Source organism: Pseudomonas extremaustralis (assembly GCF_900102035.1).
Classification (GTDB): Bacteria; Pseudomonadota; Gammaproteobacteria; order Pseudomonadales; family Pseudomonadaceae; genus Aquipseudomonas; species Aquipseudomonas extremaustralis.
Genome location: NZ_LT629689.1, coordinates 2,938,051 through 2,961,758, shown reverse-complemented (window position 1 = coordinate 2,961,758; position 23,708 = coordinate 2,938,051). Strand labels below are relative to the sequence as shown.

Annotated in this window: 24 protein-coding genes; 13 read left to right on the top strand and 11 right to left on the bottom strand. The window is 61.1% G+C overall.

Annotated elements, in window-relative coordinates:
* The first annotated feature begins 2 nt into the window (after positions 1-2).
* The 6 genes from BLR63_RS13510 (at position 3) to phnN (ending at position 5,409) form a co-directional block, all read left to right on the top strand.
* Positions 3-1,991, top strand: coding sequence for a heme lyase CcmF/NrfE family subunit (locus tag BLR63_RS13510; RefSeq protein WP_010565023.1), 1,989 nt, complete (start codon positions 3-5; stop codon positions 1,989-1,991).
* Positions 1,988-2,524 (top strand): DsbE family thiol:disulfide interchange protein, encoded by a 537-nt coding sequence (locus BLR63_RS13505; RefSeq protein ID WP_010565022.1) that lies wholly within the window; start codon positions 1,988-1,990, stop codon positions 2,522-2,524. The genes BLR63_RS13510 and BLR63_RS13505 overlap by 4 nt, the downstream gene beginning before the upstream one ends.
* Positions 2,521-2,994 (top strand): cytochrome c-type biogenesis protein, encoded by a 474-nt coding sequence (locus tag BLR63_RS13500; RefSeq protein ID WP_010565021.1) that lies wholly within the window; start codon positions 2,521-2,523, stop codon positions 2,992-2,994. Before BLR63_RS13505 ends, BLR63_RS13500 begins: the two co-directional genes overlap by 4 nt.
* Positions 2,987-4,171, top strand: coding sequence for a c-type cytochrome biogenesis protein CcmI (ccmI, locus tag BLR63_RS13495; protein ID WP_010565020.1), 1,185 nt, complete (start codon positions 2,987-2,989; stop codon positions 4,169-4,171). The genes BLR63_RS13500 and ccmI overlap by 8 nt, the downstream gene beginning before the upstream one ends.
* Before the next feature lie 16 nt (positions 4,172-4,187).
* Positions 4,188-4,574 (top strand): hypothetical protein, encoded by a 387-nt coding sequence (locus tag BLR63_RS13490; RefSeq protein WP_010565019.1) that lies wholly within the window; start codon positions 4,188-4,190, stop codon positions 4,572-4,574.
* A 271-nt stretch (positions 4,575-4,845) separates the two neighbouring features.
* Positions 4,846-5,409 (top strand): phosphonate metabolism protein/1,5-bisphosphokinase (PRPP-forming) PhnN, encoded by a 564-nt coding sequence (gene phnN, locus BLR63_RS13485; RefSeq protein WP_010565018.1) that lies wholly within the window; start codon positions 4,846-4,848, stop codon positions 5,407-5,409.
* Here the strand turns inward: phnN and BLR63_RS13480 are convergent.
* Positions 5,398-6,279: a LysR family transcriptional regulator gene (locus tag BLR63_RS13480; protein WP_010565017.1), complete on the bottom strand. Its 882-nt coding sequence runs from the start codon at positions 6,277-6,279 to the stop codon at positions 5,398-5,400. The genes phnN and BLR63_RS13480 overlap by 12 nt on opposite strands.
* A 197-nt stretch (positions 6,280-6,476) precedes the next feature.
* Between BLR63_RS13480 and BLR63_RS13475 the strand changes: the two genes are divergently transcribed.
* A complete protein-coding gene (locus BLR63_RS13475) occupies positions 6,477-6,665 on the top strand; it encodes a type II toxin-antitoxin system HicA family toxin (protein ID WP_010565016.1) in 189 nt (62 codons plus the stop codon).
* A gap of 11 nt (positions 6,666-6,676) precedes the next feature.
* On the top strand, positions 6,677-7,081 hold the full coding sequence (locus tag BLR63_RS13470) for a type II toxin-antitoxin system HicB family antitoxin (RefSeq protein WP_010565015.1): 405 nt from the start codon (positions 6,677-6,679) through the stop codon (positions 7,079-7,081).
* On the opposite strand, the gene BLR63_RS13465 is transcribed toward BLR63_RS13470, so the two are convergent.
* The 6 genes from BLR63_RS13465 to gcl all read right to left on the bottom strand — a co-directional run bounded on the left by BLR63_RS13465 (position 7,078) and on the right by gcl (position 14,182).
* Positions 7,078-8,274, bottom strand: a complete 1,197-nt coding sequence (locus BLR63_RS13465) for an MFS transporter (protein WP_078833199.1) — start codon at positions 8,272-8,274, stop codon at positions 7,078-7,080. The two genes, BLR63_RS13470 and BLR63_RS13465, sit on opposite strands and share 4 nt — an antisense overlap.
* 296 nt (positions 8,275-8,570) lie before the next feature.
* Entirely contained in the window at positions 8,571-9,575 is a 1,005-nt protein-coding gene (locus tag BLR63_RS13460; protein ID WP_010565013.1) for a sulfate ABC transporter substrate-binding protein, read from the bottom strand.
* Between the two features lie 96 nt (positions 9,576-9,671).
* A complete protein-coding gene (locus BLR63_RS13455) occupies positions 9,672-10,496 on the bottom strand; it encodes an ion transporter (protein ID WP_010565012.1) in 825 nt (274 codons plus the stop codon).
* A 166-nt stretch (positions 10,497-10,662) separates the two neighbouring features.
* The gene (locus BLR63_RS13450) at positions 10,663-11,553 is read right to left on the bottom strand and encodes a 2-hydroxy-3-oxopropionate reductase (protein WP_010565011.1); all 891 of its coding nucleotides are present in this window, start codon (positions 11,551-11,553) and stop codon (positions 10,663-10,665) included.
* 60 nt (positions 11,554-11,613) lie between these two features.
* The gene (gene hyi / locus BLR63_RS13445; protein ID WP_010565010.1) at positions 11,614-12,396 is read right to left on the bottom strand and encodes a hydroxypyruvate isomerase; all 783 of its coding nucleotides are present in this window, start codon (positions 12,394-12,396) and stop codon (positions 11,614-11,616) included.
* A 10-nt stretch (positions 12,397-12,406) separates the two neighbouring features.
* Positions 12,407-14,182 carry a glyoxylate carboligase gene (gene gcl, locus BLR63_RS13440; protein WP_010565009.1) on the bottom strand — a complete coding sequence of 592 codons (1,776 nt, stop codon included), beginning with the start codon at positions 14,180-14,182 and terminating at the stop codon, positions 12,407-12,409.
* Between the two features lie 244 nt (positions 14,183-14,426).
* On the opposite strand from gcl, the gene BLR63_RS13435 reads away from it, so the two are divergent.
* The gene (locus BLR63_RS13435; RefSeq protein ID WP_010565008.1) at positions 14,427-14,867 is read left to right on the top strand and encodes a GlcG/HbpS family heme-binding protein; all 441 of its coding nucleotides are present in this window, start codon (positions 14,427-14,429) and stop codon (positions 14,865-14,867) included.
* A gap of 133 nt (positions 14,868-15,000) precedes the next feature.
* Here BLR63_RS13435 and BLR63_RS13430 read toward each other — a convergent pair whose 3' ends face one another.
* The 3 genes from BLR63_RS13430 to BLR63_RS13420 all read right to left on the bottom strand — a co-directional run bounded on the left by BLR63_RS13430 (position 15,001) and on the right by BLR63_RS13420 (position 17,992).
* Positions 15,001-15,606: a TetR/AcrR family transcriptional regulator gene (locus BLR63_RS13430; RefSeq protein WP_010565007.1), complete on the bottom strand. Its 606-nt coding sequence runs from the start codon at positions 15,604-15,606 to the stop codon at positions 15,001-15,003.
* Between the two features lie 306 nt (positions 15,607-15,912).
* Positions 15,913-16,701, bottom strand: coding sequence for an MlaA family lipoprotein (locus BLR63_RS13425; RefSeq protein WP_010565006.1), 789 nt, complete (start codon positions 16,699-16,701; stop codon positions 15,913-15,915).
* Positions 16,694-17,992, bottom strand: coding sequence for a serine protein kinase PrkA (locus BLR63_RS13420; RefSeq protein ID WP_010565005.1), 1,299 nt, complete (start codon positions 17,990-17,992; stop codon positions 16,694-16,696). Before BLR63_RS13420 ends, BLR63_RS13425 begins: the two co-directional genes overlap by 8 nt.
* Before the next feature lie 236 nt (positions 17,993-18,228).
* Between BLR63_RS13420 and BLR63_RS13415 the strand changes: the two genes are divergently transcribed.
* Positions 18,229-18,597: a hypothetical protein gene (locus BLR63_RS13415; protein WP_010565004.1), complete on the top strand. Its 369-nt coding sequence runs from the start codon at positions 18,229-18,231 to the stop codon at positions 18,595-18,597.
* A 67-nt stretch (positions 18,598-18,664) separates the two neighbouring features.
* On the opposite strand, the gene BLR63_RS13410 is transcribed toward BLR63_RS13415, so the two are convergent.
* Positions 18,665-20,218, bottom strand: coding sequence for a glycoside hydrolase family 17 protein (locus tag BLR63_RS13410; RefSeq protein WP_010565003.1), 1,554 nt, complete (start codon positions 20,216-20,218; stop codon positions 18,665-18,667).
* 331 nt (positions 20,219-20,549) lie between these two features.
* Between BLR63_RS13410 and BLR63_RS13405 the strand changes: the two genes are divergently transcribed.
* From BLR63_RS13405 to BLR63_RS13395, 3 genes are all read left to right on the top strand, one after another.
* Positions 20,550-21,401, top strand: coding sequence for a glycine betaine ABC transporter substrate-binding protein (locus BLR63_RS13405; protein WP_010565002.1), 852 nt, complete (start codon positions 20,550-20,552; stop codon positions 21,399-21,401).
* Positions 21,402-21,645: 244 nt separating this feature from the next.
* Positions 21,646-21,957 (top strand): DUF485 domain-containing protein, encoded by a 312-nt coding sequence (locus BLR63_RS13400; protein WP_010565001.1) that lies wholly within the window; start codon positions 21,646-21,648, stop codon positions 21,955-21,957.
* Positions 21,954-23,612 (top strand): cation acetate symporter, encoded by a 1,659-nt coding sequence (locus tag BLR63_RS13395; protein WP_010565000.1) that lies wholly within the window; start codon positions 21,954-21,956, stop codon positions 23,610-23,612. Before BLR63_RS13400 ends, BLR63_RS13395 begins: the two co-directional genes overlap by 4 nt.
* Positions 23,613-23,708: the final 96 nt, after the last annotated feature.

Sequence of the window (23,708 nt, the reverse complement as noted above, 5' to 3'; positions counted from 1 at the left end):
TGATGACGTCCGCACTGTTTATTCCGGAACTGGGCCAGCTGGCGATGATCCTCGCCCTGTGCCTGGCCATCGTTCAGGCTGTGTTCCCCTTGCTCGGCGCCTGGCGCGGCGACCGCCTTTGGATGAGCCTGGCGCAGCCGGCCGCCTGGGGCCAGTTTGCCTTTCTGCTGTTTGCGTTTGGTTGCCTGACCTACGCTTTCATGACTGACGACTTTTCCGTCGCCTACGTCGCGAATAACTCCAACAGCGCCTTGCCCTGGTACTACAAGTTCAGCGCCGTGTGGGGCGCCCATGAGGGCTCGCTGCTGTTGTGGGCGTTGATCCTCGGCGGCTGGACCTTTGCCGTGTCGATCTTCTCCCGCCAATTGCCGCAAGTCATGCTGGCGCGGGTGTTGGCGGTGATGGGCTTGATCAGCATCGGCTTCCTGTCGTTCCTGATCATGACCTCCAACCCGTTCAGCCGCATCCTGCCGCAGATCCCGGCGGACGGGCACGACCTCAACCCGCTGCTGCAGGACATCGGCCTGATCGTGCACCCGCCGATGCTGTACATGGGGTATGTGGGTTTCTCCGTGGCCTTTGCCTTCGCCATCGCCGCCTTGCTCGGCGGGCGCCTGGATGCGGCATGGGCGCGTTGGTCGCGGCCTTGGACCATCGTCGCCTGGGCGTTCCTCGGCATTGGAATCACCTTGGGCTCGTGGTGGGCCTACTACGAACTCGGCTGGGGCGGCTGGTGGTTCTGGGACCCGGTGGAAAACGCCTCGTTCATGCCCTGGCTGGTGGGCACCGCGCTGATTCACTCGCTGGCGGTCACCGAGAAACGTGGCGTGTTCAAAAGCTGGACGGTGTTGCTGGCCATCGCGGCGTTTTCCCTCAGCCTGCTTGGCACTTTCCTCGTGCGTTCGGGCGTGCTGACTTCGGTGCACGCGTTTGCGTCGGATCCCGCGCGCGGCATATTCATCCTGATCTTCCTGCTGTTCGTGGTCGGTGGTTCCCTGACCCTGTTTGCCCTGCGCGCGCCGGTGGTCAAGAGCCGGGTCGGCTTCAACCTGTGGTCGCGGGAAACCCTGCTGCTGGGCAACAACCTGGTGCTGGTGGTGGCCGCGTCGATGATCCTGCTCGGCACCCTCTACCCTCTGGTGCTGGATGCCCTGAGCGGCGCCAAGCTGTCCGTCGGCCCGCCGTACTTCAACGCGTTGTTCATCCCGCTGATGGGCTTGTTGATGGTGGTGATGGCCGTCGGCGTGCTGGTGCGCTGGAAAGACACGCCGGTGAAATGGCTGGCCGGCATGCTGATGCCGGTGCTGCTGGGCAGTGTGGCCCTGGCGGTGATCGCCGGGATCGCCTATGGCGACTTCAACTGGGCGGTGCTCGCCACCTTCCTGCTCGCTGCCTGGGTACTGCTGGCCGGCGTGCGCGACATCTTCGACAAGACCCGTCACAAAGGCCTGATCAAAGGCCTGCCGAGCCTGACCCGCAGCTACTGGGGCATGCAGATCGCCCACATCGGCATCGCCGTGTGCGCCCTGGGCGTGGTGTTGTCCAGCCAGAACAGCGCCGAGCGCGACCTGCGCCTGGCCCCGGGCGAGTCCATGGACCTGGCCGGTTATCACTTCATTTTCGACGGTGCCAAACACTTCGAAGGTCCGAACTTCACGTCGGACAAAGGCACCGTGCGTGTGGTCCGTAATGGCAAGGAAGTGGCGGTGCTGCACCCGGAAAAACGTCTGTACACCGTACAAAGCTCGATGATGACCGAAGCCGGGATCGACGCCGGTTTCACCCGCGACCTCTATGTGGCGCTGGGTGAACCCTTGGGCGACGGCGCCTGGGCGGTGCGGGTGCATGTCAAACCGTTCGTGCGCTGGATCTGGTTTGGTGGGTTGCTCACCGGCTTTGGTGGTTTGCTCGCAGCGCTAGACCGGCGTTATCGGGTCAAGGTCAAGAGCCGGGTGCGTGAAGCGCTCGGTTTGCAAGGAGCGGTGGTATGAAGCGTTGGTTGATGGTGTTGCCGCTGGCGGCATTTCTGGTGGTGGCGGTGTTCCTGTATCGCGGTTTGTACCTGGACCCGGCCGAGTTGCCCTCGGCGATGATCGGCAAGCCGTTCCCGGCGTTTTCGCTGCCGACGGTGCAGGGCGACAAGACCTTGACCCAGGCCGACCTGCAGGGCAAGCCGGCGCTGGTCAACGTGTGGGGGACCTGGTGCATCTCCTGCCGCGTCGAACACCCGGTGCTGAACAAACTGGCCGAGAAGGGCGTGGTGATCTACGGCATCAACTACAAGGACGACAACGCGGCGGCCTTGAAGTGGCTGGCGGAATTCCACAACCCCTACCAACTGGATATCCGCGATGAAGATGGCAACCTCGGGTTGAACCTCGGCGTCTATGGCGCGCCGGAAACCTTCTTTATCGATGCCAAGGGTGTGATCCGCGACAAATACGTCGGCGTGATCGACGAAGTGGTCTGGCGCGAACAACTGGCCGCCAAGTACCAGGCCCTGGTCGATGAGGCCAAGCCATGAAGCGTCTGCTAGCCGCTGCGGTCCTGGCCCTCGGATTGGCCGGCGTCGCCCACGCCGCCATCGACACCTACGAATTCGCCAACGACGCCGAGCGTGAGCGCTTTCGCGATCTGACCAAGGAACTGCGTTGCCCTAAGTGTCAGAACCAGGACATCGCCGATTCCAACGCCCCCATCGCCGCCGACCTGCGCAAAGAGATCTTCCGCATGTTGGGGGAGGGCAAGGACAACCAGCAGATCATCGATTTCATGGTCGACCGCTACGGTGATTTCGTGCGCTACAAGCCGGCCCTTACCGGCAAGACCGCGCTGCTCTGGTTCGGCCCTGCCGGGCTGCTGCTGGCCGGTGTGGTCGTTATGGTCATGATCGTCCGCCGTCGCCGCGCCGCACCTACCGATGGCAGCGACGCACTATCCCTCGAAGAGCGCAAACGCCTCGACCAATTGCTGGACACCAAGACTGATGATTGATTTCTGGCTCGCAGCCGGCTTGCTGCTTCTGATTGCCCTGAGTTTCCTGCTGATCCCCGTATTGCGCGGCCGCCGTGCCCAGCGTGAAGAGGATCGCACCGCGCTGAACGTGGCGCTCTACCAAGAACGCGTGGCCGAACTGCAAGTGCAGCAGGGCGAGGGCGTGCTTGATGCCGCACAATTCGACACGGGCCGTGCCGAAGCCGCGCGCGAATTGCTGGCCGACACCGAAGGCGTGGAAAAGCCCCGCGAATCGCGTCTGGGCAAGCCATTGCCAGTGCTCGCTGCGATTCTGGTCCCCGTGCTGGGCCTGGGCCTGTACCTGCACTTTGGCGCCAGCGACAAGGTCGAGCTGACCCGCGAATTCTCCCAGCCGCCGGTGTCCATGGAAGACATGACCCGCCGTCTGGAACGCGCCGCCGCTGCTCAACCGGATTCGGCGGAAGGCTTGTACTTCCTCGGCCGTGCCTACATGGCCCAGAACCGTTCCGCCGACGCCGCCAGAATCTTCGAGCGCACCGTGGCCCTGGCCGGGCGCCAACCGGAGCTGCTCGGCCAGTGGGCCCAGGCGCAGTATTTCGCTGACAATAAACAGTGGTCGCCCAAGGTCCAGGCGTTGACCGACGAGGCGTTGAAGCTCGATCCGAAGGAAGTCACCAGCCTTGGCCTGCTTGGTATCGCTGCCTTCGAGGGCCAGCGTTATCAGGACGCGATCGATTACTGGAGCCGTCTGTTGGCCCAATTGCCACCGGAAGACAACTCCCGTGTGGCGCTACAAGGCGGTATCGATCGTGCCGCCGAGAAGATTAAAGAAAGCGGTGGCACCGTGGCCCAGAAGGCGGTGATGAAAGTGCGTGTGGACCTGTCGGCCGAGGTGAAGGCTCAGGCGCTGCCAACCGACAGCGTGTTCATCTTCGCCCGCGCCGTGAACGGCCCGCCGGCGCCGCTGGCGGCTAAACGCGTTACCGTTGCCGAGCTGCCCGTCACCGTCGAACTGGGCGATGTCGACGCGATGATGCCGCAGTTGAAACTGTCCAACTTCCCTGAAGTCCAACTGGTTGCGCGCATATCCCGGGCCGGTCGACCGACCGCTGGCGAGTGGATCGGCCGCAGCCAACCCCTGGCCAGCACCACGACTGCCTTGCAGCAGCTGACCATCGACCGTCCGGACAAGTAACTTCGAGGAAACGCCCATGACCGCCCTTGCACGCATCACCCTGCTCAGCCTGGTACTGGGGCTGAGCGCTTGTGCGGTCCACCGGCCACCTGCCGCGCCGAGCGGCCCGACCATTCCCCCATCGACCCAGCCAGGTAGCCGACCTTCCGGCCCGGTCACAGCGCCGCCAAAAGCACCGCCAAGCTCGTCGCCCACCTTCGCCCCGCCACCAGGCGCGGCCAGCCACTGGGACGGCAAGATGCAGGTATACGTGCTGGACGACCAGCCCGACACTTTCTACCGCCAGCGCACCTACTACCGCTGGAGTAACGGCTGGAGCCGCTCCATCAGCCCCAACGGGCCATGGGAAGACACCGACGTACACGGCGTACCGCCGGGGTTGAGCAAGCATTACGCACAATGACAACAGGCGACCTGCGGGTCGCCTTTTTAATGCCTGTACGCCACACCTCTGCCATAACCCCCTGTAGGCGCTGGCTTGCCAGGGAAAAACGCCCAGCCACCACGGCCATCCTGAATGCCCACGTCATTATTGACGACCATCGCTTGCAAGCCGGCTCCAAGAATTGCTACCCCGAACGTGATGCACCGCAGTGCACAGTCGGGTAATGTGGCCGCCGCGAAAGGCTTTCAGTCGTGCAATACGTCTGGCGACAGGCGAAGAGGGTGTTTTGATGGCGGGCAGGTTGATCTATCTCATCGGGCCATCCGGTTCGGGCAAGGACAGCTTGTTGGATGCCGCGCGCCAATCCTTGGCCGAGCGCGGTTGCCGCATTGTGCGCCGTGTAATCACACGTTCGGCCGAGGCGGTGGGGGAGGCGGCCCACGGGGTGAGTCCGGAGCAGTTTGCCGCGATGGACGCCAACGGGGCGTTTGCCTTGAGTTGGCACGCCAACGGGCTGTCCTACGGTATTCCCAGGGAAATCGATGACTGGCTGGCAGCCGGGGACGATGTGCTGGTCAACGGCTCGCGTGCACATCTGGCGCAAACCCGCGAGCGCTATCCCACCTTGCTGGTGTTGCTGCTGACGGTCGATCAAGCGGTGCTGCGTCAACGCCTGGTCGCGCGGGGGCGTGAGTCGCTGGCGGATATCGAGGCGCGCCTGGCGCGCAATGCGCGGTTTACAGCAGCGCTGATCGCCGCCAATGGCGCAGGGTTGTTCGTGCTGGATAACTCCGGCCCGCTGGCGCACACGGTCGAGCGGTTGCTGTGCTGCCTGGACTCGTCAGCGCTTTAACAACTGCTCCACATACTCCACGAATGCCCGCGCCTTGGCGCTCGCCATGCGGCCGGTGGGGTATACCGCCCACAAGTCCCTTGCGGGCAAATGCCAGTCGTCCAGCACGGTCTTGACCTCGCCGCTGGCCAGCTCCGGGGCGAACATCCAGGTGGACGACAGGGTCAACCCCAAATGACTCAACACGGCGGCGCGCACCCCCTCCGCCGCCGTGACGCGCACGCGGCCATGGGCGACCAGGGGGAATTGCGTGTCGCCGCGGGTGAAGTTCCAGTGCGAGCCTTCGACCCTTGTGTAGATGATGGCCTGGTGTTGCAGCAAATCCTGCGGGGTCGCAGGTTCGCCGAAGCGTGCGAAGTAGGCCGGGGTGCCCAGGATGACGCAGGGCGATTCGCCGATCTTGCGCGCCGTGTGGCTCGAATCGCTCAGGTTGCCCATGCGCAGGGCCACATCGATGCCTTCTTCCACCAGGTTGAGGCTGCGGTCGTCGAGCACAACGTCCACCGTCATCTCGGGATGCTGCTCCAGGAAGGGCCCCAGGTGCGGAATGATGTGCATGCGGGCGAAGGTCACCGCCGCACTGATCCGCAGGTTGCCCGACAGCCCGGCACCGGCACCGCGTGCGGCATCGTCGGCGTCGTTGGCCTGTTCGATGGCGCGCTTGGCCTTCTCGAAAAACGCCAGGCCCGCTTCGGTGGGCGTCAGGCCCCGGGTGGAGCGCATCACCAAGCGTACCGCCAGGCGCGCCTCCAGTTGCGCGATGCTTTTGGACACCGCTGGCTGGCCGATGCCCAGGCGCTTGGCGGCGGCGGAGAACGAGCCGGTTTCGACGACGTGGACGAAGGTTTCCATGGCGGTGAGGCGGTCCATCGACGGTTCCTTGCTGGGTTGGGCGCAACGTGAAGTGTTGCGGCCTACAAGCCTAAGGGGAATGGCCGTGAGGTGTCATCCGCTGGAGGGATTTCAACATGAAGCAAAACAACCACCAGTCAGGCTGAGCGATTCTGTGCTTGAGTTAAAGATAACTCTAGGGTTACTTTAATTCGGGCCGAGCCAAGGAGGCTGAGGTGCAAAGCAGGCTATTGATCAAGGAGTTGCAGGAAGCGGGTTGGGTGCTGGATCGAGTCACGGGCAGCCACCACATTTTTATCCATCGCTATAGCCCGTACACGATTCCGGTGCCGCATCCCAAGAAGGACCTGCCCCTGGGCACCGTCACAAGCATCAGGAAACGCGCCGGACTGTTTCAGTTTTAAGGAGAGCATTCATGCAATACCCAATCTGTATCGAGTGGGGTGACGACTTTACCGCCACCGGCATTCAGATCCCCGACATCCCAGGGGCGGTCACCGCCGGGGACAGTTTCGAAGAGGCGTACAACGCCGCCGTGGAAGTCGCACACATTCTGCTGCAGGAGATGGCGGCAGAGGGCACGGCGATACCGATGCCGACTTCGGTCGCCAATCACCACGGTAATGAGGCGTACGCGGCAATGGGCTGGGGAATGCTGGAGTTGGACATCTCGCCCTATCTGGGCAAGACCGAGAAGGTCAATGTGACCTTGCCCGGCTATGTCATCCAGCGCATCGACCGTTATGTGCGTGAACACAAGGTCAAAAGCCGCTCGTCATTTCTGGCGGACGCGGCTTTGGAGAAGTTGGTGCGCTCCTAGGCGGTTGCGACCGCCACTTGCCGCGATGCACTCAGGAACCGCAGCAGCGCCACCAGCGGGAACGCGCTGCCCACCAGCATCACACCGAGCCAGCCGCCGTGCTCGTACACGCTGCTGGCGATGGCCGAGCCGAACGCGCCACCAATGAAGATGCTGGTCATGTACAGCGCATTGAGGCGGCTGCGGCTGTTGGCGTCGAGGGCGTAGATAGTGCGTTGGCCGAGCACCATGTTCATCTGTACGCAGAAGTCCAGGACCACGCCGGTCACCGCCAGGCCGATCACGCTGTACAGCGGGTGCACAAAGGCCGGCAGGAAGCTCAGCACGGCAAACAGCATGGCCAGCAGCGAAGCGCGGTGAGTGTGGCCGGCATCCGCCAAGCGTCCGGCGATGGGCGCGGCGATGGCGCCGATGGCACCGACCAGGGCGAAGATCGCGATCTGGGTCTGGCTCAGGCCATGGTTGCGTACCAGCTCCAGTGGGGCGGCGGTCCAGAACAGGCTGAAGGTGGCGAACATGCAACCTTGGTAAAAGGCACGTTGGCGCAGCAGCGGTTGTTCACGCAGCAGGGTGCCCAGGGAGCGCAGCAGTTGGCTGTAGCTGGCGCTGTGGTCGGGCTGGCGCTTGGGGATGGTGAGCATCAGCACGATACTGATGAACGCCATCAGCGCAGCGGCCGCCATGAACATCGCACGCCAACCGAAATGGTCCGCTACCACGCTGGACACCGGCCGTGCCAGCAGAATGCCCAGCAGCAGCCCGCCCATGATGCTACCCACCACCCGGCCTCGCGATTCCGCCGGTGCCAGATGGGCGGCCAGCGGGATCAGGATCTGCACCGACACCGAACTGAAACCGATCAGCAGCGACACCAGCAGAAACAGGTTCGGCTGTTCGGTGACCGCCGCACCCAGCAGGCTGGCGATGGCGACCACGGTGGTGGCGATCATCAGCTTGCGGTTCTCCAGCAGATCGCCCAGGGGCACCAGGAAAAACAGGCCCAGGGCATAACCGATTTGTGTCAGGGACACGATCAGGCTGGCCATGGCGGGTGTGAGGCCGATGTCCGGCGCGATCAGTTCGATGATCGGCTGCGCGTAGTAGATGTTGGCGACGATGGCGCCGCAGCAAAATGCAAACAGCATGACCATCCCGCGGGTCATGGTGCTCGTGGTGTGTGAGGTAGCGTTCATGGTGTTCTCAAAAAAGCGAAGGAAGATAGCGAGCGAGAATAAAGGCAAGACCCAAAGGGTAGTAGGCCGCTGGCGGTGATAACACTCATGCCGGGCATTGATGACTGAAACGTTGATCAGGAGAGGCGGATAGGACCGTTACGGCCCAGGACATTTGCGCAGGCAAGGATGGCGTGACCCCACCGATGTAACCCGAATACTGTAGGAGCCGGCTTGCCGGCGATGAGGCCAGTGGCAACGCCGCCAGCTTCAAGATTGCATCGCCAGCAAGCCGGCTCCTACAGGGGGCGATTCACTTATTGGCCGGAGTAGATCTGGTCGAACACCCCGCCATCATTGAAGTGGGTTTTCTGCACGGTGCGCCAGTCACCAAAGGTTTTCTCCACCGACAGGAAGTCGACTTTCGGGAAGCGGTCGGTGTACTTGGCCAGTACCTTTGGATCACGCGGGCGCAGGTAGTTGTTGGCGGCGATTTCCTGGCCTTCCGGTGACCACAGGTATTTCAGGTAGTCTTCGGCAGCCCCGCGGGTGCCTTTTTTGTCGACCACTTTGTCGACCACCGACACCGGCGGCTCGGCTTCGGCGGAGACGCTTGGGTAGACCACTTCGAACTGATCACGGCCGAATTCACGGGCGATCATTTCCGCTTCGTTTTCAAAGGTCACCAGTACGTCGCCGATCTGGTTGGTCATGAACGTGGTAGTTGCGGCGCGGCCACCGGTGTCCAGCACCGGTGCCTGTTTGAACAGCTTGCCGACAAAGGTCTTGGCCTTCTCTTCATCGCCACCGTTTTTCAGCACATAACCCCAGGCCGACAGGTAGGTGTAGCGGCCGTTACCCGAGGTTTTCGGGTTGGGGACGATCACCTGCACGCCATCCTTGAGCAAGTCCGGCCAGTCTTTCAGGGCTTTCGGATTGCCTTTGCGCACGATGAATACGGTGGCGGAGGTGAACGGCGCGCTGTTGTCCGGCAGGCGGGTGACCCAGTTGTCCGGCACCAGTTTGCCGTTGTCGACCAGGGCGTTGATGTCGGTGGCCATGTTCATGGTAATCACGTCGGCCGGCAGGCCGTCGATCACCGAGCGCGCTTGTTTGCTGGAGCCGCCGAAGGACATCTGCAAGGTCAGCTTGTCGTTCGGGTGCTCGGCATCCCAGTGCTTCTGGAAGGCTGCGTTGTAGTCCTTGTAGAAATCGCGCATTACGTCGTAGGAGACGTTGAGCAGAGTGACCGGGGCCGCCTGGACGGCGCTCGCCAGGGCAAGGCCGGCGGCCAGAAGAGAGGCGCTTACGAGTTTTTTCACTGCTCATTCCTTATTGTTCGAGAGAAGAGGGGAGGCATTTTGCCAGCGACTATAGCCGGGGCCGCATAGACGTTTAAAGATTAAAACGCACTTTGCTTATTCCAGTTTCTTAAACAGTGCATTGCCACAGCGTGAGCAGAACGCCGCGTTGGGTTCATGGGTGCTCTTCTTGCACACCGGGCAGTCGGTTTGCAGTTGCTCACCGCGCATGGCACTGGCCAGTTCGGCGGTAAAAATACCGGTGGGTACGGCGATGATCGAATAACCGGTGATCATCACCAGCGACGAAATCACCTGGCCCAGGGGTGTCTTGGGCACGATATCGCCAAAGCCCACGGTGGTCAGCGTCACGATCGCCCAGTAGATGCCCTTGGGGATACTGGTAAACCCATGTTCCGGGCCTTCGATCACGTACATCAAGGTGCCGAATACCGTCACCAGGGTGCACACGCTGAGCAGGAACACCACGATCTTCTGCTTGCTGCCGCGCAGTGCCGCCATCAGGTAGTTGGCTTGCTTGAGGTAGGGGCTGAGTTTGAGTACGCGGAAAATCCGCAGCATCCGAATGATACGAATGATCAGCAGGTACTGCGCGTCGCTGTAATACAGCGCGAGAATGCCGGGCACGATGGCCAGCAAATCCACCAGCCCATAAAAGCTGAAGGCATAGCGCAGCGGCTTGGGCGAACAGTACAGGCGCAGGCCGTACTCGATCAGGAAAATCAGCGTGAAGCCCCACTCGATATAGGCCAGTACATCGGCATAGTCCTGGTGCACCTGGTCGATGCTGTCGAGCATCACGACCACCAGGCTGGCGAGGATGATCAGCAGCAGGATGCCGTCAAAGCGCCGCCCGGCGACGGTGTCGCTTTGAAAAACCATGACGTAGAGGCGCTGGCGCCAGTCGTTGTTGCTGTCCATAAAACCTGCCTGAATCGAATATCGAGCAAGCCTAGGGGGATTCGAAGGGGCTGTCCATGCGGTGTTTCCTGAGTGTTCGACGGCCGGTACGCGCCAACCAACAGGCACGAATGAACGGGTCGCGCCCTTCGCAAGCAAGCCCGCCCCTACAGGGGGCGTGGTGGGGTTATTTGTCGCGGATCGAGCAGTTCGCCATATGCTCCAGCCCCTTGATCAGCGCCGAATGGTCCCAGTTGCCGCCACCGAGGGCGGTGCAGGTGCTGAACACTTGCTGGGTGCCAGCGGTGTTCGGCAGGTTGATCCCCAGCTCTTTGGCACCGGTAAGGGCCAGGTTCAGGTCTTTCTGGTGCAGGTTGATACGGAAGCCCGGATCGAAGGTGCCCTTGATCATGCGTTCACCATGGACCTCCAGGATCTTCGACGAGGCAAAGCCGCCCATCAGTGCTTCGCGCACCTTGGCCGGGTCGGCGCCGTTTTTCGCGGCGAACAGCAGCGCTTCGGCCACCGCCTGGATGTTCAGGGCGACGATGATCTGGTTGGCGACCTTGGCGGTCTGGCCGTCGCCATTGCCGCCGACGAGGGTGATGTTCTTGCCCATGCACTGCAACAGTGGCAACGCGCGTTCAAATGTCTGCGGTTCGCCACCGACCATGATGCTCAAGGTACCGGCCTTGGCCCCGACTTCGCCGCCAGACACCGGTGCGTCGAGGTACTGTGCGCCGGTCTGGTTGATCCTGGTGGCAAAGGTTTTGGTGGCGGTGGGGGAGATCGAACTCATGTCGATCACCACCTTGTCCGGCGACAGGCCGGCGGCCACACCGTCGGCGCGGAACAGCACGTCCTCCACCTGGGGGGTGTCGGGCACCATGACGATGATGAACTCGGCTTCCAGGGCCACCTGCTGCGGGTTGGCCAGGGCCACCGCGCCGGCGTCGATCAGCGCTTGTGGGGCTTTGCCGTGGTGTTCGGACAGGAACAGTTGGTGGCCGGCTTTCTGCAGGTTGGCGGCCATGGGTTGGCCCATGATGCCGGTGCCGATAAATCCGATGTTAGCCATGATTCAATCCTCTTTTTATTCGGTAGGCAGCGACCTGCCATAGGGATCAGGTGTTGTCAGTCAGATGGCGTTATGGGTTTTGAGCCAGCCCAGACCTGCTTCGGTGGTGGTCAGCGGCTTGTATTCACAGCCGATCCAGCCCTGGTAGCCAATGCGGTCCAAATGCTCGAACAGGAAGCGGTAGTTGATCTCGCCGGTGCCCGGTTCGTTACGGCCTGGGTTGTCGGCCAGTTGGATGTGGTTGATCTCACCCAAGTGCGCGGCCAGCGTACGGGCCAGGTCGCCTTCCATGATTTGCATGTGGTAGATGTCGTATTGCAGGAACAGGTTGGCGCTGCCCACCTGCTCGCGAATCGTCAGGGCCTGGGCGGTGTTGTTCAGGTAGAAGCCAGGCATGTCGCGGGTGTTGATCGCTTCCATCACCAGCTTGATGCCTGCCGCTTGCAGTTTGTCGGCGGCGTACTTGAGGTTGGCGACAAAGGTTTTTTCCAGGGTTTCGTCGTCCACGCCCTGCGGCCGGATGCCCGCCAGGCAGTTGACCTGGGTATTGCCCAGCACCTGGGCATAGGCGATGGCCAGGTCGACCCCGGCACGGAACTCCTCGACCCGATCCGGGTGGCACGCCAGCCCGCGTTCGCCCTTGGCCCAGTCGCCGGCCGGCAGGTTGAACAGCACTTGGGTCAGGCCGTTGGCATCGAGTTGTGCCTTGATCTCGGCGCAGTTGAATTCATACGGGAACAGGTACTCCACCCCGGTGAAGCCGACATCGGCAGCGGCCTTGAAGCGAGCGAGGAAATCCTGTTCGGTAAACAGCATGGACAGGTTGGCGGCAAAGCGCGGCATAGGGTTCTCCTTAATCGAGCAGGGAAATGGCAGTCGGCGCATCGTTGCCGACCAGAGCCAGGTCTTCGAATTCGTTGATGGCGTTGATTTCGGTGCCCATGGAAATATTGGTCACGCGCTCAAGGATAATCTCAACGATCACCGGCACCTTGAATGCTTCGATCATTTCCTGAGCCTTGCGCAACGCCGGTTGGATCTGGCCCGGCTCGAACACGCGCAGGGCCTTGCATCCCAGGCCTTCGGCGACGGCGACGTGATCCACACCATAACTGTTGAGTTCCGGGGCATTGAGGTTGTCGAAAGACAACTGCACACAGTAGTCCATTTCAAACCCGCGCTGGGCCTGGCGGATCAGTCCCAGGTAGGCGTTGTTCACCACCACGTGGATATACGGCAGCTTGAACTGCGCGCCCACGGCCAGCTCCTCGATCATGAACTGGAAGTCATAGTCGCCCGACAGCGCCACGACTTTGCGGCTCGGGTCGGCCTTGACCACGCCGAGCGCCGCCGGAATGGTCCAGCCCAACGGGCCGGCCTGGCCGCAGTTGATCCAGTGCCGTGGCTTGTATACATGCAGGAACTGCGCGCCGGCAATCTGCGACAGGCCGATGGTGCTGACATAGCAAGTGTCTTTGCCGAACACCCGGTTCATCTCTTCATACACCCGTTGCGGCTTGACCGGCACCGCATCGAAGTGGGTCTTGCGCTGCAAAGTGGCCTTGCGTTGCTGGCAGTCCTGGAGCCAGGCACTACGGTCCTTGAGCCTGCCGGCGGCTTTCCATTCGCGGGCCACTTCAATGAACATCGTCAGCGCGGAACCGGCGTCGGAAACGATGCCGAGGTCCGGGGTGAACACGCGGCCAATCTGGGTCGGCTCGATGTCGACGTGAATGAATTTACGCCCTTCGGTGTAGACCTCCACCGAACCGGTGTGACGGTTGGCCCAGCGGTTGCCGATGCCCAGCACCACGTCCGACTTCAGCAACGTGGCATTGCCATAGCGATGGGAGGTTTGCAGGCCGACCATGCCCACCATCAACGGGTGATCGTCGGGGAGGCTGCCCCAGCCCATCAGGGTCGGAATCACCGGGATGCCGGTCAGCTCGGCGAATTCCACCAGCAGGTCACTGGCGTCGGCGTTGATGACCCCGCCCCCGCTGACCAACAGCGGGCGCTCGGCCTGGTCCAGCAGGGCCAGGGCTTTCTCGACCTGGATGCGCGTGGCCAGTGGCTTGGCCAACGGCAGCGGCTGATAGGCGTCGATGTCGAATTCGATCTCGGCCATCTGCACGTCGAACGGCAGGTCGATCAGCACTGGGCCGGGGCGGCCGGAGCGCATTTCGTAGAAGGCTTTCTGGAACGCGTAAGGCGCCTGGCCCGGTTCAAGCACGGTGGTCGCCCACTTGGTCACCGGCTTGACGATGCTGGTGATGTCCACGGCCTGGAAGTCTTCCTTGTGCATCCGTGCGCGCGGCGCCTGGCCGGTGATGCACAAGATCGGGATCGAGTCGGCCGAGGCGCTGTACAAGCCCGTGACCATGTCGGTGCCCGCCGGGCCGGAGGTGCCGATACATACGCCGATATTGCCGGCCTTGGCGCGGGTGTAGCCCTCGGCCATGTGCGAGGCACCTTCTACGTGGCGAGCAAGGACGTGATCGATGCCACCCATCTTCTGCAGGGCCGAATACAGCGGGTTGATCGCGGCGCCTGGGATACCGAAGGCGGTGTCCACGCCTTCGCGGCGCATCACCAGAACGGCGGCTTCGATTGCTCTCATTTTGCTCATGATATTGGTGCCTCTTGCGTTTTGTAATTGTATACAAGTGGTGTTTGATTGGAGTGTATTCATGGCTGGCGGCACAGGTCAATGCATTTTATTTTCGGATATTTTTGCCCGTTTTGCGGGTTTTGTAGAGAGTATTTGGAATTATTGTATACATAGTATAAAAATATTGTGTTCTATTTGTCGTTCTGGCATCTGATTTAACAGGCCTCCATCGCTTTCCCCATAACCAAAGAAGGACGGCACCATGAGCGCTTTAACCTTGAAAATCGCCACTCAACTGGCCAGTCAGGCCATCACCGCGGGCCGCACGATTTCAGCCGCACCGCTGACCATCGCGGTCCTCGACAGCGGCGGCCACCTGATCGCCCTGCAACGTGAAGACGGCGCCAGCCTGTTACGCCCGCACATCGCCATTGGCAAAGCCTGGGGCGCGATTGCCCTGGGCAAAGGCTCGCGCTTGCTGGCACTGGACGCACAGCAACGCCCGGCGTTTATCGCCGCATTGAACAGTCTGGGGCAGGGCAGCGTGGTGCCGGCGCCGGGTGGGGTGTTGATTCGGGATCAGGCCGGCGGGGTACTGGGGGCGATCGGGATCAGCGGGGATACGCCGGATATTGATGAACAATGCGCGATCACGGCGATCGAGGGGGTGGGGTTGTGGGCGGATGCCGGGGTGAGTGCTTGATATTGCAATGACTGCAATGGCGTTATCGGGAGCAAGCCCCCACACATTTGATTGGGTTTACACATTTCTATCGGTGAATACGGTCAGGTGTGGGAGGGGGCCTGCTCCCGATTGGCACAGGCACCGCGCTCGTTCAGTCGGGTTCGCAGCCCTTGAGTACCAACCGAATGATCGTCTGCGCCGCCGCCTCATAGTCGGCCTCTTCCAACTTGGCCTTGCCCGTCACCGCCGAGATCTGCCAATCGAAATCCGCATATGTCTGCGTCGCGGCCCAAATGCTGAACATCAGGTGATGGGGGTCAATCGCGGCGATCAAGCCGCGATCCACCCAGCTCTGGATGCAGTCGATGTTGTGCTTGGCCTGGGCATTGAGCTGTTCGACCTGATCGACGCTCAGGTGCGGGGCGCCGTGCATGATTTCGCTGGCAAACACTTTGGAGGCGAAAGGCAGGTCGCGGGAGATACGGATTTTCGAGCGGATATAGTTGCTCAGCACCGCCGCCGGTTCGCCTTCGGGGTTGAATGGCGTGGAGGCGGCGAGGATCGGCTCGATAATGCTTTCGAGCACCTCGCGGTAGAGGTTGTCCTTGGACTTGAAGTAGTAGTAGACGTTGGGCTTGGGCAGCCCGGCCTTGGCGGCGATGTCGCTGGTTTTGGTCGCGGCGAAGCCCTTGTCGGCAAACTCCTCGCTCGCCGCCCGCAGGATCTTTTCTTTGTTGCGCTCGCGAATGGTGCTCATAAACCAGGAGATTCCTTGCCATGACAGGCGGTTGCGCATGGTAGCACCGGCCATCCGCGAGCCTCAACAATGTGCCCGAGAAGCCCTGCGCCGCGTTATGCCTGTACCGTCTCACGTTTTACGGATCTCCGATTCATGGCAGGACGCAGCGGATTGGTTTTGCTCGACGACTGAGGGCTCCCTTGCTGAAGGTCAGCGCGGGGCTGGGCTGTCGCAGGAAAGGGGCGGGGGGCGAATGCCGGTGTTGGTTTCGCGGACACTGCAATGAAAAAGGCCATTCAATCGAATGGCCTTTTTTGTCAGCGTTTACTCAGCAATCTGCAGCTTGCGCGATTCCGTATAGATGTAGCGCACCTTTTCATACTCGAACGGCGAGTTCAGTTGGCCATAGCGGAAGCTGGTCTGGTAACGCTTGTCGACGACGCGCAGGGCCCAGATCTCCGGGTGGTTGGAGCTGACTTCGGCCACGTTGAGGAAGTTGATCTCGTTTTCCGCACTGTAATCGACGATCAAACCGCCGGTGTCGCGCAGGTTCGACGGGCCGAGAATCGGCAGCACCAAGTAGGCGCCGGCGGGCACGCCATAGAAGCCCAGGGTCTGGCCGAAGTCTTCGGTCTGGCGCGGCAGGCCCATGGCGGTCGCCGGGTCCCACAGGCCGGCGATGCCGATCGTGGTGTTGAGCAGCAGGCGCCCGGTGGTTTCCAGGGAGCGGTGACCCTTGAGTTGCAACAGGCTGTTCAACAGGTTGGGCACGTCGCCCAGGTTGTTGAAGAAGTTGCTCACGCCGGTGCGCAGGAAGCTTGGCGTGACATAGCGGTAACCGTCGACTACCGGCAGGAACACCCATTGGTCGAAGCGGTAGTTGAAGTGGTACACGCGACGGTTCCATGACTCCAGCGGGTCATAGACGTTGAGGGCGTTCAGCGACGAACGCTCGAACTCGCGCTGGTCCAGGCCCGGATTGAACTTGAGCTTGGTCAGCGGTTCCTTGAAACCGTCGGCGCCGACCACAGTGGGGGCGTGGGCCTTGCTGTTGTCGGCATTGGCCATGCCTGCGCACATCAGGGCGGCAAGCAGCAGAAGATATTTAGCCACGGAAGAACTCCAGCATGGCGTCGGCGTTGACGCGGTAATTGAGGTTGCCGCAGTGGCCGCCCAGGGGGTAGACGGTCAAGCGATCGCCGAAGGTTTTACGCAGGAAACCGAGGTCGCCGGGGCCGAGGATGACGTCGTCGGCGTTGTGCATGACCGCGATTTTCGGGCTGGCATGCAGGTAGTCCTTGAGGGCGTACAGGCTGACCTGGTCGACCAGTTGCAGCAGGCTGCCGCCGTCGGAACGGGCGCGCCACATCGGGATCACTTGTTCGGTGAGGTAGCAATCGAAGTCGCATTGCAGCGCACGCTTGAGGAATGGCGTGAGGCTGGTGCCTTCGGTGATCGGGTATTTGGGCGGGATGATCAGGCCGCGACGGTTGATCAGGTCCGAGGTGAACGCGATGTCGGCCGACGAGAAACGGAACGAGGTGCCGATCAGCATGGCCATCTGTTCGTTGGTCAGGTGCTGTTTGGAGTTCTGGAAGTCGTAGAGCAGGGCGTCGTTGAGGTCGATGTAGCCTTTTTCGTGGAAGTAGTGGGTCAGCTTGTTCAACACCAGCTCATAGAAGGTGGTGGTGTTGTTGATGCCCTTGACCTCGGTCTGCACCAGTTTGTCGAGGTTGGTGACCGAGGTGTAGAGGTTCACTGGCGGGTTGAGCAGCAACACTTTCTTGAAGTTGAAGCTGCGGCGGGTCTCGTCCAGCTTGCTGACGAACGCTGCATCCAGGGCGCCGAGGCTGTAGCCGGTGAGATAGAAGTCAGTCACCGGCAGCGAGGCATTCTGTGCCCGCACGGCTTGCATCACACGGTACATGTCTTCGGCATCTTCCTTGCTGATGCCGGGGGTGGCGAAGCGCGAAGCCGAGGCGATGAAGTCGAAGCTGGTGGGCGACGACAGTTGCACCACGTGGTAGCCGGCCTGGTAGTACAGCTTTTTCAGGTATTCGTTGATGCTGCTGTCAAACCGTGCCCCGGTGCCGGCAATCAGGAAGATCAGCGGCGCGGCGCGATCCTGCTTGGCGATGCGGTACGTGAGTTTCTTCACTGCCCAGAAGTTGTCCGGCAGGCTGAACTCGCGCTCGGGACGCATGTTCAAGGTGTAGTCGGATTGGTTGATCTGATCGTCAGTCGGCAGTGTTGGCCGAAGGTCGGGCGGGGTGGTGGCGATGGTCGCTTCGAACGGGTTCGTCAAAGGGAAGCCATAGCTGGCTTGGTCGATATCGACGGCCAGTGCTGACGCACTTAAAAAAACGCTACCCAGCAAGGCAGCACAGCGCAAGGAACGGAGCATGACTTAATCCCTAAGAGGAAACGTGCTTGATGAAGTTCGCAGGCTATGACCACCGCGTTGCCACCGAAGTGCCAGCTCTCGGCACGAAAAGTCGGAAAATAACGTCGGAATCGGGGCAATAGTCGCGAGACGATACACTTTGCCACGTATCGGTGGACACTAATTGTGCATATGCACCTTGCTTACGGCTCCCGGCGCATTAAGCTGAGCGCCGTTTTTGCCTATCGGAGTGCCCCATGTCCCGCCGCTTGCCGTTGATCCTGCTGCTTATTGCCCTGCCGTTATGGCTGGCTGCCAGCTATGCCGCGCGTTATGGCTTTATGGAGGATGGCCAGTGGGTCGGCATCTGCGCTGACGAAGCCAGCCGTTGGGAATGCCAGGTGCGTTCGAACCTGGGCTTGATGATTCACTTCAAGATGCTGGGCTGGGCGGCCTTGATCACCGCAGTGTCGGGGTTCTTTGTGCCGGGTCGCGCAGGGTGGGGCCTGGCTGTGTTGGGGTTGGCGTTCGGGTTGCCGGCGCTGGCGTTGTACAACACCACTTTTGCGGTATTTGCGGTGGTGATTGCGGGGTTGCGGTTGGTCAGGAAGCCAAGGGCGTCTTGAATAACCCCGTTCCCCTGTAGGCGCGAGCTTGCCGTGGCGAGCAAGCCCACGGCTACAGCAAGAAGCATCAGCCCCTGCGCACCCGCAGGCAACGCCACAAAGCCGCCACCATCAATCCGCTGACCACCGCCCAGCCCCACGCCTGCTGGTTCAACAGACCTTCGCGGAACAACTGCGGCGCAATGCCGGCTCCGATGATAAAGGTCAGCAGGGCAATCTCCCGGCGGGGTCCGGTCACCGGGCGAACCAGGTAGACGAGGGCCGGTAGCACCAGGGCCGCGCTGGGGAAGCTGCGATAACGTGGGTCGAACACCAGCGCCAGCATCATCACCGCACCGGCAAACCCAGCGAATGCCACCAGCCAGCCTGCGCGTTGTTCCAGCCAGTCGAAAGCCCGCTGGCGCCATCCTTCACGGGCGCTCAGGGCCAGGGCGGCATGGGCCAGCACCAGCAGGTTCAGCGCCACCAGCAAGCCGGCCCAGACCCACTCGTCATTAAAGCGCGCGGTCACGCGGGTCAATTCGGCCCAGGTGCCGATGGAGCAGGCGGCCACCGCACCCAGCAGTGGCAAGGCCAGTGCGGCGCGACGGCTGTGAACGCGGCCACCGAGCACCAGCGTGCCCAGCAGGATGAGCCCACCGATACCCAGCCACAGCGGCCAATACGGCACATTGGTCACCGGTCCGACGAGGACGCCCTTGTCCTGGCGATCCGCATCGAACAGGCCCCAGTAACCACCGACTGCGCCTTCGCTGGCGCGCTTCCACGGCTGGTCGAATGCTTCGATCAGGTTGTAACGCCAGCCATTGGCTTCGGCCATGGCCACAAAACCACGCATGAACTTGGCCTCGTTGACCCGGCTCGGCACCGCAGTTTCGCGCTGGCGACCTTCGCTGGGCCAGCCGGTTTCACCGATCAGCACGTCCTTGGGGGCGAACTTGTTGCCGAAAGTCTGGCGCACATCGCCCACATGCTTGAGGGCCTGGTCGATGCCGGAAGGGTCATCTTCCCAGTACGGCAACAGGTGGATGGTCAGGAAATCCACCGCCGGGGCGATTTCCGGGTGCTGCAGCCAGAATTCCCAGACGTCGGCGTAAGTGACCGGCTGCCGGATCTGGCTTTTGACTTTATGAATCAGCGCCACCAGTTGTTTGGCGGTGACTTCCTTGCGCAGGAGGGCCTCGTTGCCGACGATCACTGACGTCACGACATCCGGGTTGGCGTTGGCGGAGGCGACCAGCAAGTCGATTTCCTTTTCGGTCGCCAGCGGGTCGCTACTGACCCAGGCGCCAGCCATCAGCTTCAACCCATGCTTGCGGGCCAGGTCCGGCAAGCCTTCCAGGCCGGTCATGGAGTAAGTCCGGATGCATTCGAAGCGGGTAGCCAGCAAGGCCAGGTCGGCGTCCATGCGCTCAGGGCGCAGGGTGAACGGCTGATCGAACGGTGACTGGTCCTTGTCGAATGGGGTGTACGACGCGCATTGCAGCTTATGACTGGCGCTGGCGACATCCGGCAACACCACCGGCCGGCCAAGGCCATACCAATAGCCGACAAGGGCCAGCAGGCCGAGAATCAAGGCGAAGCAATAGGGCAGGGCGGGGAAGCGGGCAGTCGCGGGCATGGTCGGCTTATCTGGGGGGCAAAGGCGCGCATCTTACCCGGATTTAACTCGTCCCAGTGGGGCGGCATAGTTTTGACATGCAAAGTTCGGGCGGGATTTTGGCGTCAACGCCTACAAAACAATCTGCTGGCGATGTGATGTCGTTTCTTGCTTGCGTGAGGTCGCTGACAGAGCAGGTCGACGTCCCCGGCAGGTTGATGATCGACGCGTCAGCACTCCACTGATGTCGCAGCAGCCGGATCGATGCGCGTGAAGGGGGCGCGATGCACCACACAACAACAGGTTGACGTCGCTCGGCATCCGTCGGGCGCAGCACTTTCGGGGAAGTACTATGAAGATGCGACGACTCTTGGGCGCAGCTGCCACGCTGGTAGTTGCGATGAGCTCCACACTGGCCAGTGCCGACAGCAAAACCCTGAGCATCGGCTACGTGGACGGTTGGTCCGACAGCGTAGCCACCACCCATGTGGCGGCGGAGGTGATCAAGGAAAAGCTCGGTTATGACGTAAAACTGCAAGCGGTCGCCACCGGGATCATGTGGCAGGGTGTGGCCACTGGCAAACTCGACGCCATGCTCTCCGCCTGGCTGCCGGTGACCCACGGTGAGTACTGGGCCAAGAACAAGGACAAGGTGGTCGACTACGGCCCCAACTTCAAGGATGCGAAAATCGGCTTGATCGTGCCGGAGTACGTCAAGGCCAAGTCCATCGAAGACCTCAAGACCGATACCACCTTCAAGAACAAGATCGTCGGGATCGACGCCGGTTCAGGCGTGATGCTCAAGACCGACGAAGCCATCAAGGCCTACGGCTTGGACTACAAGCTGCAAGCCAGTTCGGGTGCGGCGATGATCGCCGAACTGACACGTGCCGAAGACAAACAGGAATCCATTGCGGTCACCGGTTGGGTGCCACACTGGATGTTCGCCAAGTGGAAACTGCGTTTCCTGGACGATCCAAAAGGGGTTTATGGCGCTGCCGAAACCGTCAACAGCATCGGCAGCAAGGATCTGGAGAAGAAAGCGCCGGAAGTCGCGGCCTTCCTGAAGAAATTCCAGTGGGCCTCCAAGGATGAAATCGGTGAAGTCATGCTGGCGATCCAAAACGGCGCCAAGCCTGACGCGGCGGCCAAGGATTGGGTGGCCAAGCACCCTGAGCGTGTGGCCGAGTGGGTCGGTAAATAACCCCCGATAAAACTGTAGGAACGAGCTTGCTCGCGAAGAACGCAAAGGTACCGCGCTCATCATGAATGAGCGCGTTATCGTTGACGAACTTCGCGAGCAAGCTCGTTCCTACAATTGTTTCTGCGTCCCTCCGAACCCTCGCTACACTCCCTCTAATACTAAGGTCGTCTGGAACCTGTCCCGTAGCCGCATACAGTGGCTATTGTTTCAATAATAACAAAGCTGTGCTGCGAGGATAAAAACAATGAACGACAGCATTTACCTCTCGATTCAAAACAGCCCCCGTTTCAAGGAGCTGGTTAGAAAAAGGGAAAGGTTCGCCTGGATTCTCTCGGCGATCATGCTAGGGCTTTACTCCGGATTCATCCTGTTGATCGCCTACGGGCCACAATTGCTGGGCGCTAAGATCAACCCCACCTCATCCATCACCTGGGGAATCCCTATCGGTGTCGGGCTGATTCTATCGGCCTTTGTCCTCACTGCGATCTACGTGCGACGCGCCAACGGCGAATTCGACGACCTGAACAATGCGATTCTCAAGGAGGCTGCGCAATGATCCGTCGTCTATTGGCTGTACTCGGCGCTTCGGTCTTTGCCCCTGCTATTTGGGCGGGCGAAGCATTGACCGGTGAAGTGCAAAAACAACCGCTGAATATTCCAGCGATCCTGATGTTCGTGGTCTTTGTTGGTGCGACGTTGTGCATCACTTACTGGGCATCCAAGCGCAATAACTCGGCGGCCGACTACTATGCGGCCGGCGGCAAGATCACCGGTTTCCAGAACGGCCTGGCGATTGCTGGCGACTACATGTCGGCGGCGTCCTTCCTGGGTATTTCCGCGCTGGTATACACCTCTGGCTACGACGGCCTGATCTACTCGATCGGCTTCCTGGTGGGCTGGCCGATCATTCTGTTCCTGATCGCCGAGCGCCTGCGTAACCTGGGCAAGTACACCTTTGCCGACGTGGCGTCCTACCGCCTCGGGCAAACCCAGATCCGCAGCCTGTCGGCTTGTGGTTCGCTGGTGGTGGTAGCGTTCTACCTGATCGCGCAGATGGTTGGCGCGGGCAAGCTGATCCAGCTGCTGTTCGGCCTCGATTACCACGTAGCGGTGATCATGGTGGGGATCCTGATGTGCATGTACGTGTTGTTCGGCGGCATGCTGGCGACCACCTGGGTACAGATCATCAAGGCAGTGTTGCTGCTGTCCGGTGCTACCTTCATGGCCGTCATGGTGATGAAGCACGTCAACTTCGACTTCAGCACGCTGTTCTCCGAGGCGATCAAGGTTCACCCTAAAGGTGAAGCGATCATGAGCCCCGGCGGCCTGGTGAAAGATCCGGTCTCCGCGTTCTCCCTGGCCCTGGCACTGATGTTCGGTACTGCCGGCCTGCCGCACATCCTTATGCGCTTCTTCACTGTAAGCGACGCCAAGGAAGCGCGTAAGAGCGTGTTGTACGCTACTGGCTTCATCGGCTACTTCTACATCCTGACCTTTATCATCGGCTTCGGCGCGATCCTGTTGGTCAGCACCAACCCGGCGTTCAAGGATGCAGCAGGCGCTTTGTTGGGTGGTAACAACATGGCAGCGGTGCACCTGGCCAACGCAGTAGGCGGCAGTATCTTCCTGGGCTTCATCTCGGCCGTGGCGTTCGCCACCATCCTCGCGGTGGTTGCGGGCTTGACCCTGGCCGGTGCTTCGGCGGTGTCCCATGACCTGTATGCCAGCGTGATCAAGAAAGGCAAGGCCAACGACAAAGAGGAGATCCGCGTCTCGAAGATCACCACTATCGCCTTGGCGGTGTTGGCCATCGGTCTGGGTATCCTGTTTGAAAGCCAGAACATTGCGTTCATGGTTGGCCTGGCGTTCTCTATCGCTGCCAGCTGTAACTTCCCGGTGTTGCTGCTTTCCATGTACTGGAAAAACCTCACCACCCGTGGCGCGATGATTGGCGGCTGGTTGGGCCTGGTCAGCGCCGTGGGCCTGATGATCCTGGGCCCGACCATCTGGGTCTCGATCCTGCATCATGAAAAAGCTATCTTCCCGTACGAATACCCAGCGCTGTTCTCGATGATCATTGCGTTCATCAGTATTTGGTTCTTCTCCATCACCGACAAGTCGGCGGCGGCAGTGAAAGAACGTGCGCTGTACTTCCCGCAGTTTGTGCGTTCGCAGACTGGTCTGGGGGCGAGTGGGGCGGTTGCCCACTAAGGATGTAGCTGAATAAGAAATGCCCCGGTCGAAAGGCCGGGGCATTTTTTATTGCCCGGTGACCACGCTTTTAGAAGGCGCTGGAGGGCTGACGAT

Excerpts from the sequence above, each read along its gene's own strand:
- BLR63_RS13430 (WP_010565007.1), bottom strand. The coding sequence starts at position 15,606 with ATGAGCACCATTCGCGAGCGCAACAAAGAAAAGATCCTGCGGGCGGCG.
- BLR63_RS13465 (WP_078833199.1), bottom strand. The coding sequence starts at position 8,274 with ATGAACGCTACCTCACACACCACGAGCACCATGACCCGCGGGATGGTC.
- BLR63_RS13480 (WP_010565017.1), bottom strand. The coding sequence starts at position 6,279 with ATGGACCGCCTCACCGCCATGGAAACCTTCGTCCACGTCGTCGAAACC.
- BLR63_RS13470 (WP_010565015.1), top strand. The coding sequence starts at position 6,677 with ATGCAATACCCAATCTGTATCGAGTGGGGTGACGACTTTACCGCCACC.
- BLR63_RS13450 (WP_010565011.1), bottom strand. The coding sequence starts at position 11,553 with ATGGCTAACATCGGATTTATCGGCACCGGCATCATGGGCCAACCCATG.
- hyi (WP_010565010.1), bottom strand. The coding sequence starts at position 12,396 with ATGCCGCGCTTTGCCGCCAACCTGTCCATGCTGTTTACCGAACAGGAT.
- BLR63_RS13505 (WP_010565022.1), top strand. The coding sequence starts at position 1,988 with ATGAAGCGTTGGTTGATGGTGTTGCCGCTGGCGGCATTTCTGGTGGTG.
- BLR63_RS13410 (WP_010565003.1), bottom strand. The coding sequence starts at position 20,218 with ATGCCCGCGACTGCCCGCTTCCCCGCCCTGCCCTATTGCTTCGCCTTG.
- BLR63_RS13500 (WP_010565021.1), top strand. The coding sequence starts at position 2,521 with ATGAAGCGTCTGCTAGCCGCTGCGGTCCTGGCCCTCGGATTGGCCGGC.
- BLR63_RS13490 (WP_010565019.1), top strand. The coding sequence starts at position 4,188 with ATGACCGCCCTTGCACGCATCACCCTGCTCAGCCTGGTACTGGGGCTG.
- ccmI (WP_010565020.1), top strand. The coding sequence starts at position 2,987 with ATGATTGATTTCTGGCTCGCAGCCGGCTTGCTGCTTCTGATTGCCCTG.
- phnN (WP_010565018.1), top strand. The coding sequence starts at position 4,846 with ATGGCGGGCAGGTTGATCTATCTCATCGGGCCATCCGGTTCGGGCAAG.
- BLR63_RS13405 (WP_010565002.1), top strand. The coding sequence starts at position 20,550 with ATGAAGATGCGACGACTCTTGGGCGCAGCTGCCACGCTGGTAGTTGCG.
- BLR63_RS13395 (WP_010565000.1), top strand. The coding sequence starts at position 21,954 with ATGATCCGTCGTCTATTGGCTGTACTCGGCGCTTCGGTCTTTGCCCCT.
- gcl (WP_010565009.1), bottom strand. The coding sequence starts at position 14,182 with ATGAGCAAAATGAGAGCAATCGAAGCCGCCGTTCTGGTGATGCGCCGC.
- BLR63_RS13510 (WP_010565023.1), top strand. The coding sequence starts at position 3 with ATGACGTCCGCACTGTTTATTCCGGAACTGGGCCAGCTGGCGATGATC.
- BLR63_RS13435 (WP_010565008.1), top strand. The coding sequence starts at position 14,427 with ATGAGCGCTTTAACCTTGAAAATCGCCACTCAACTGGCCAGTCAGGCC.
- BLR63_RS13455 (WP_010565012.1), bottom strand. The coding sequence starts at position 10,496 with ATGGACAGCAACAACGACTGGCGCCAGCGCCTCTACGTCATGGTTTTT.
- BLR63_RS13420 (WP_010565005.1), bottom strand. The coding sequence starts at position 17,992 with ATGCTCCGTTCCTTGCGCTGTGCTGCCTTGCTGGGTAGCGTTTTTTTA.
- BLR63_RS13415 (WP_010565004.1), top strand. The coding sequence starts at position 18,229 with ATGTCCCGCCGCTTGCCGTTGATCCTGCTGCTTATTGCCCTGCCGTTA.
- BLR63_RS13400 (WP_010565001.1), top strand. The coding sequence starts at position 21,646 with ATGAACGACAGCATTTACCTCTCGATTCAAAACAGCCCCCGTTTCAAG.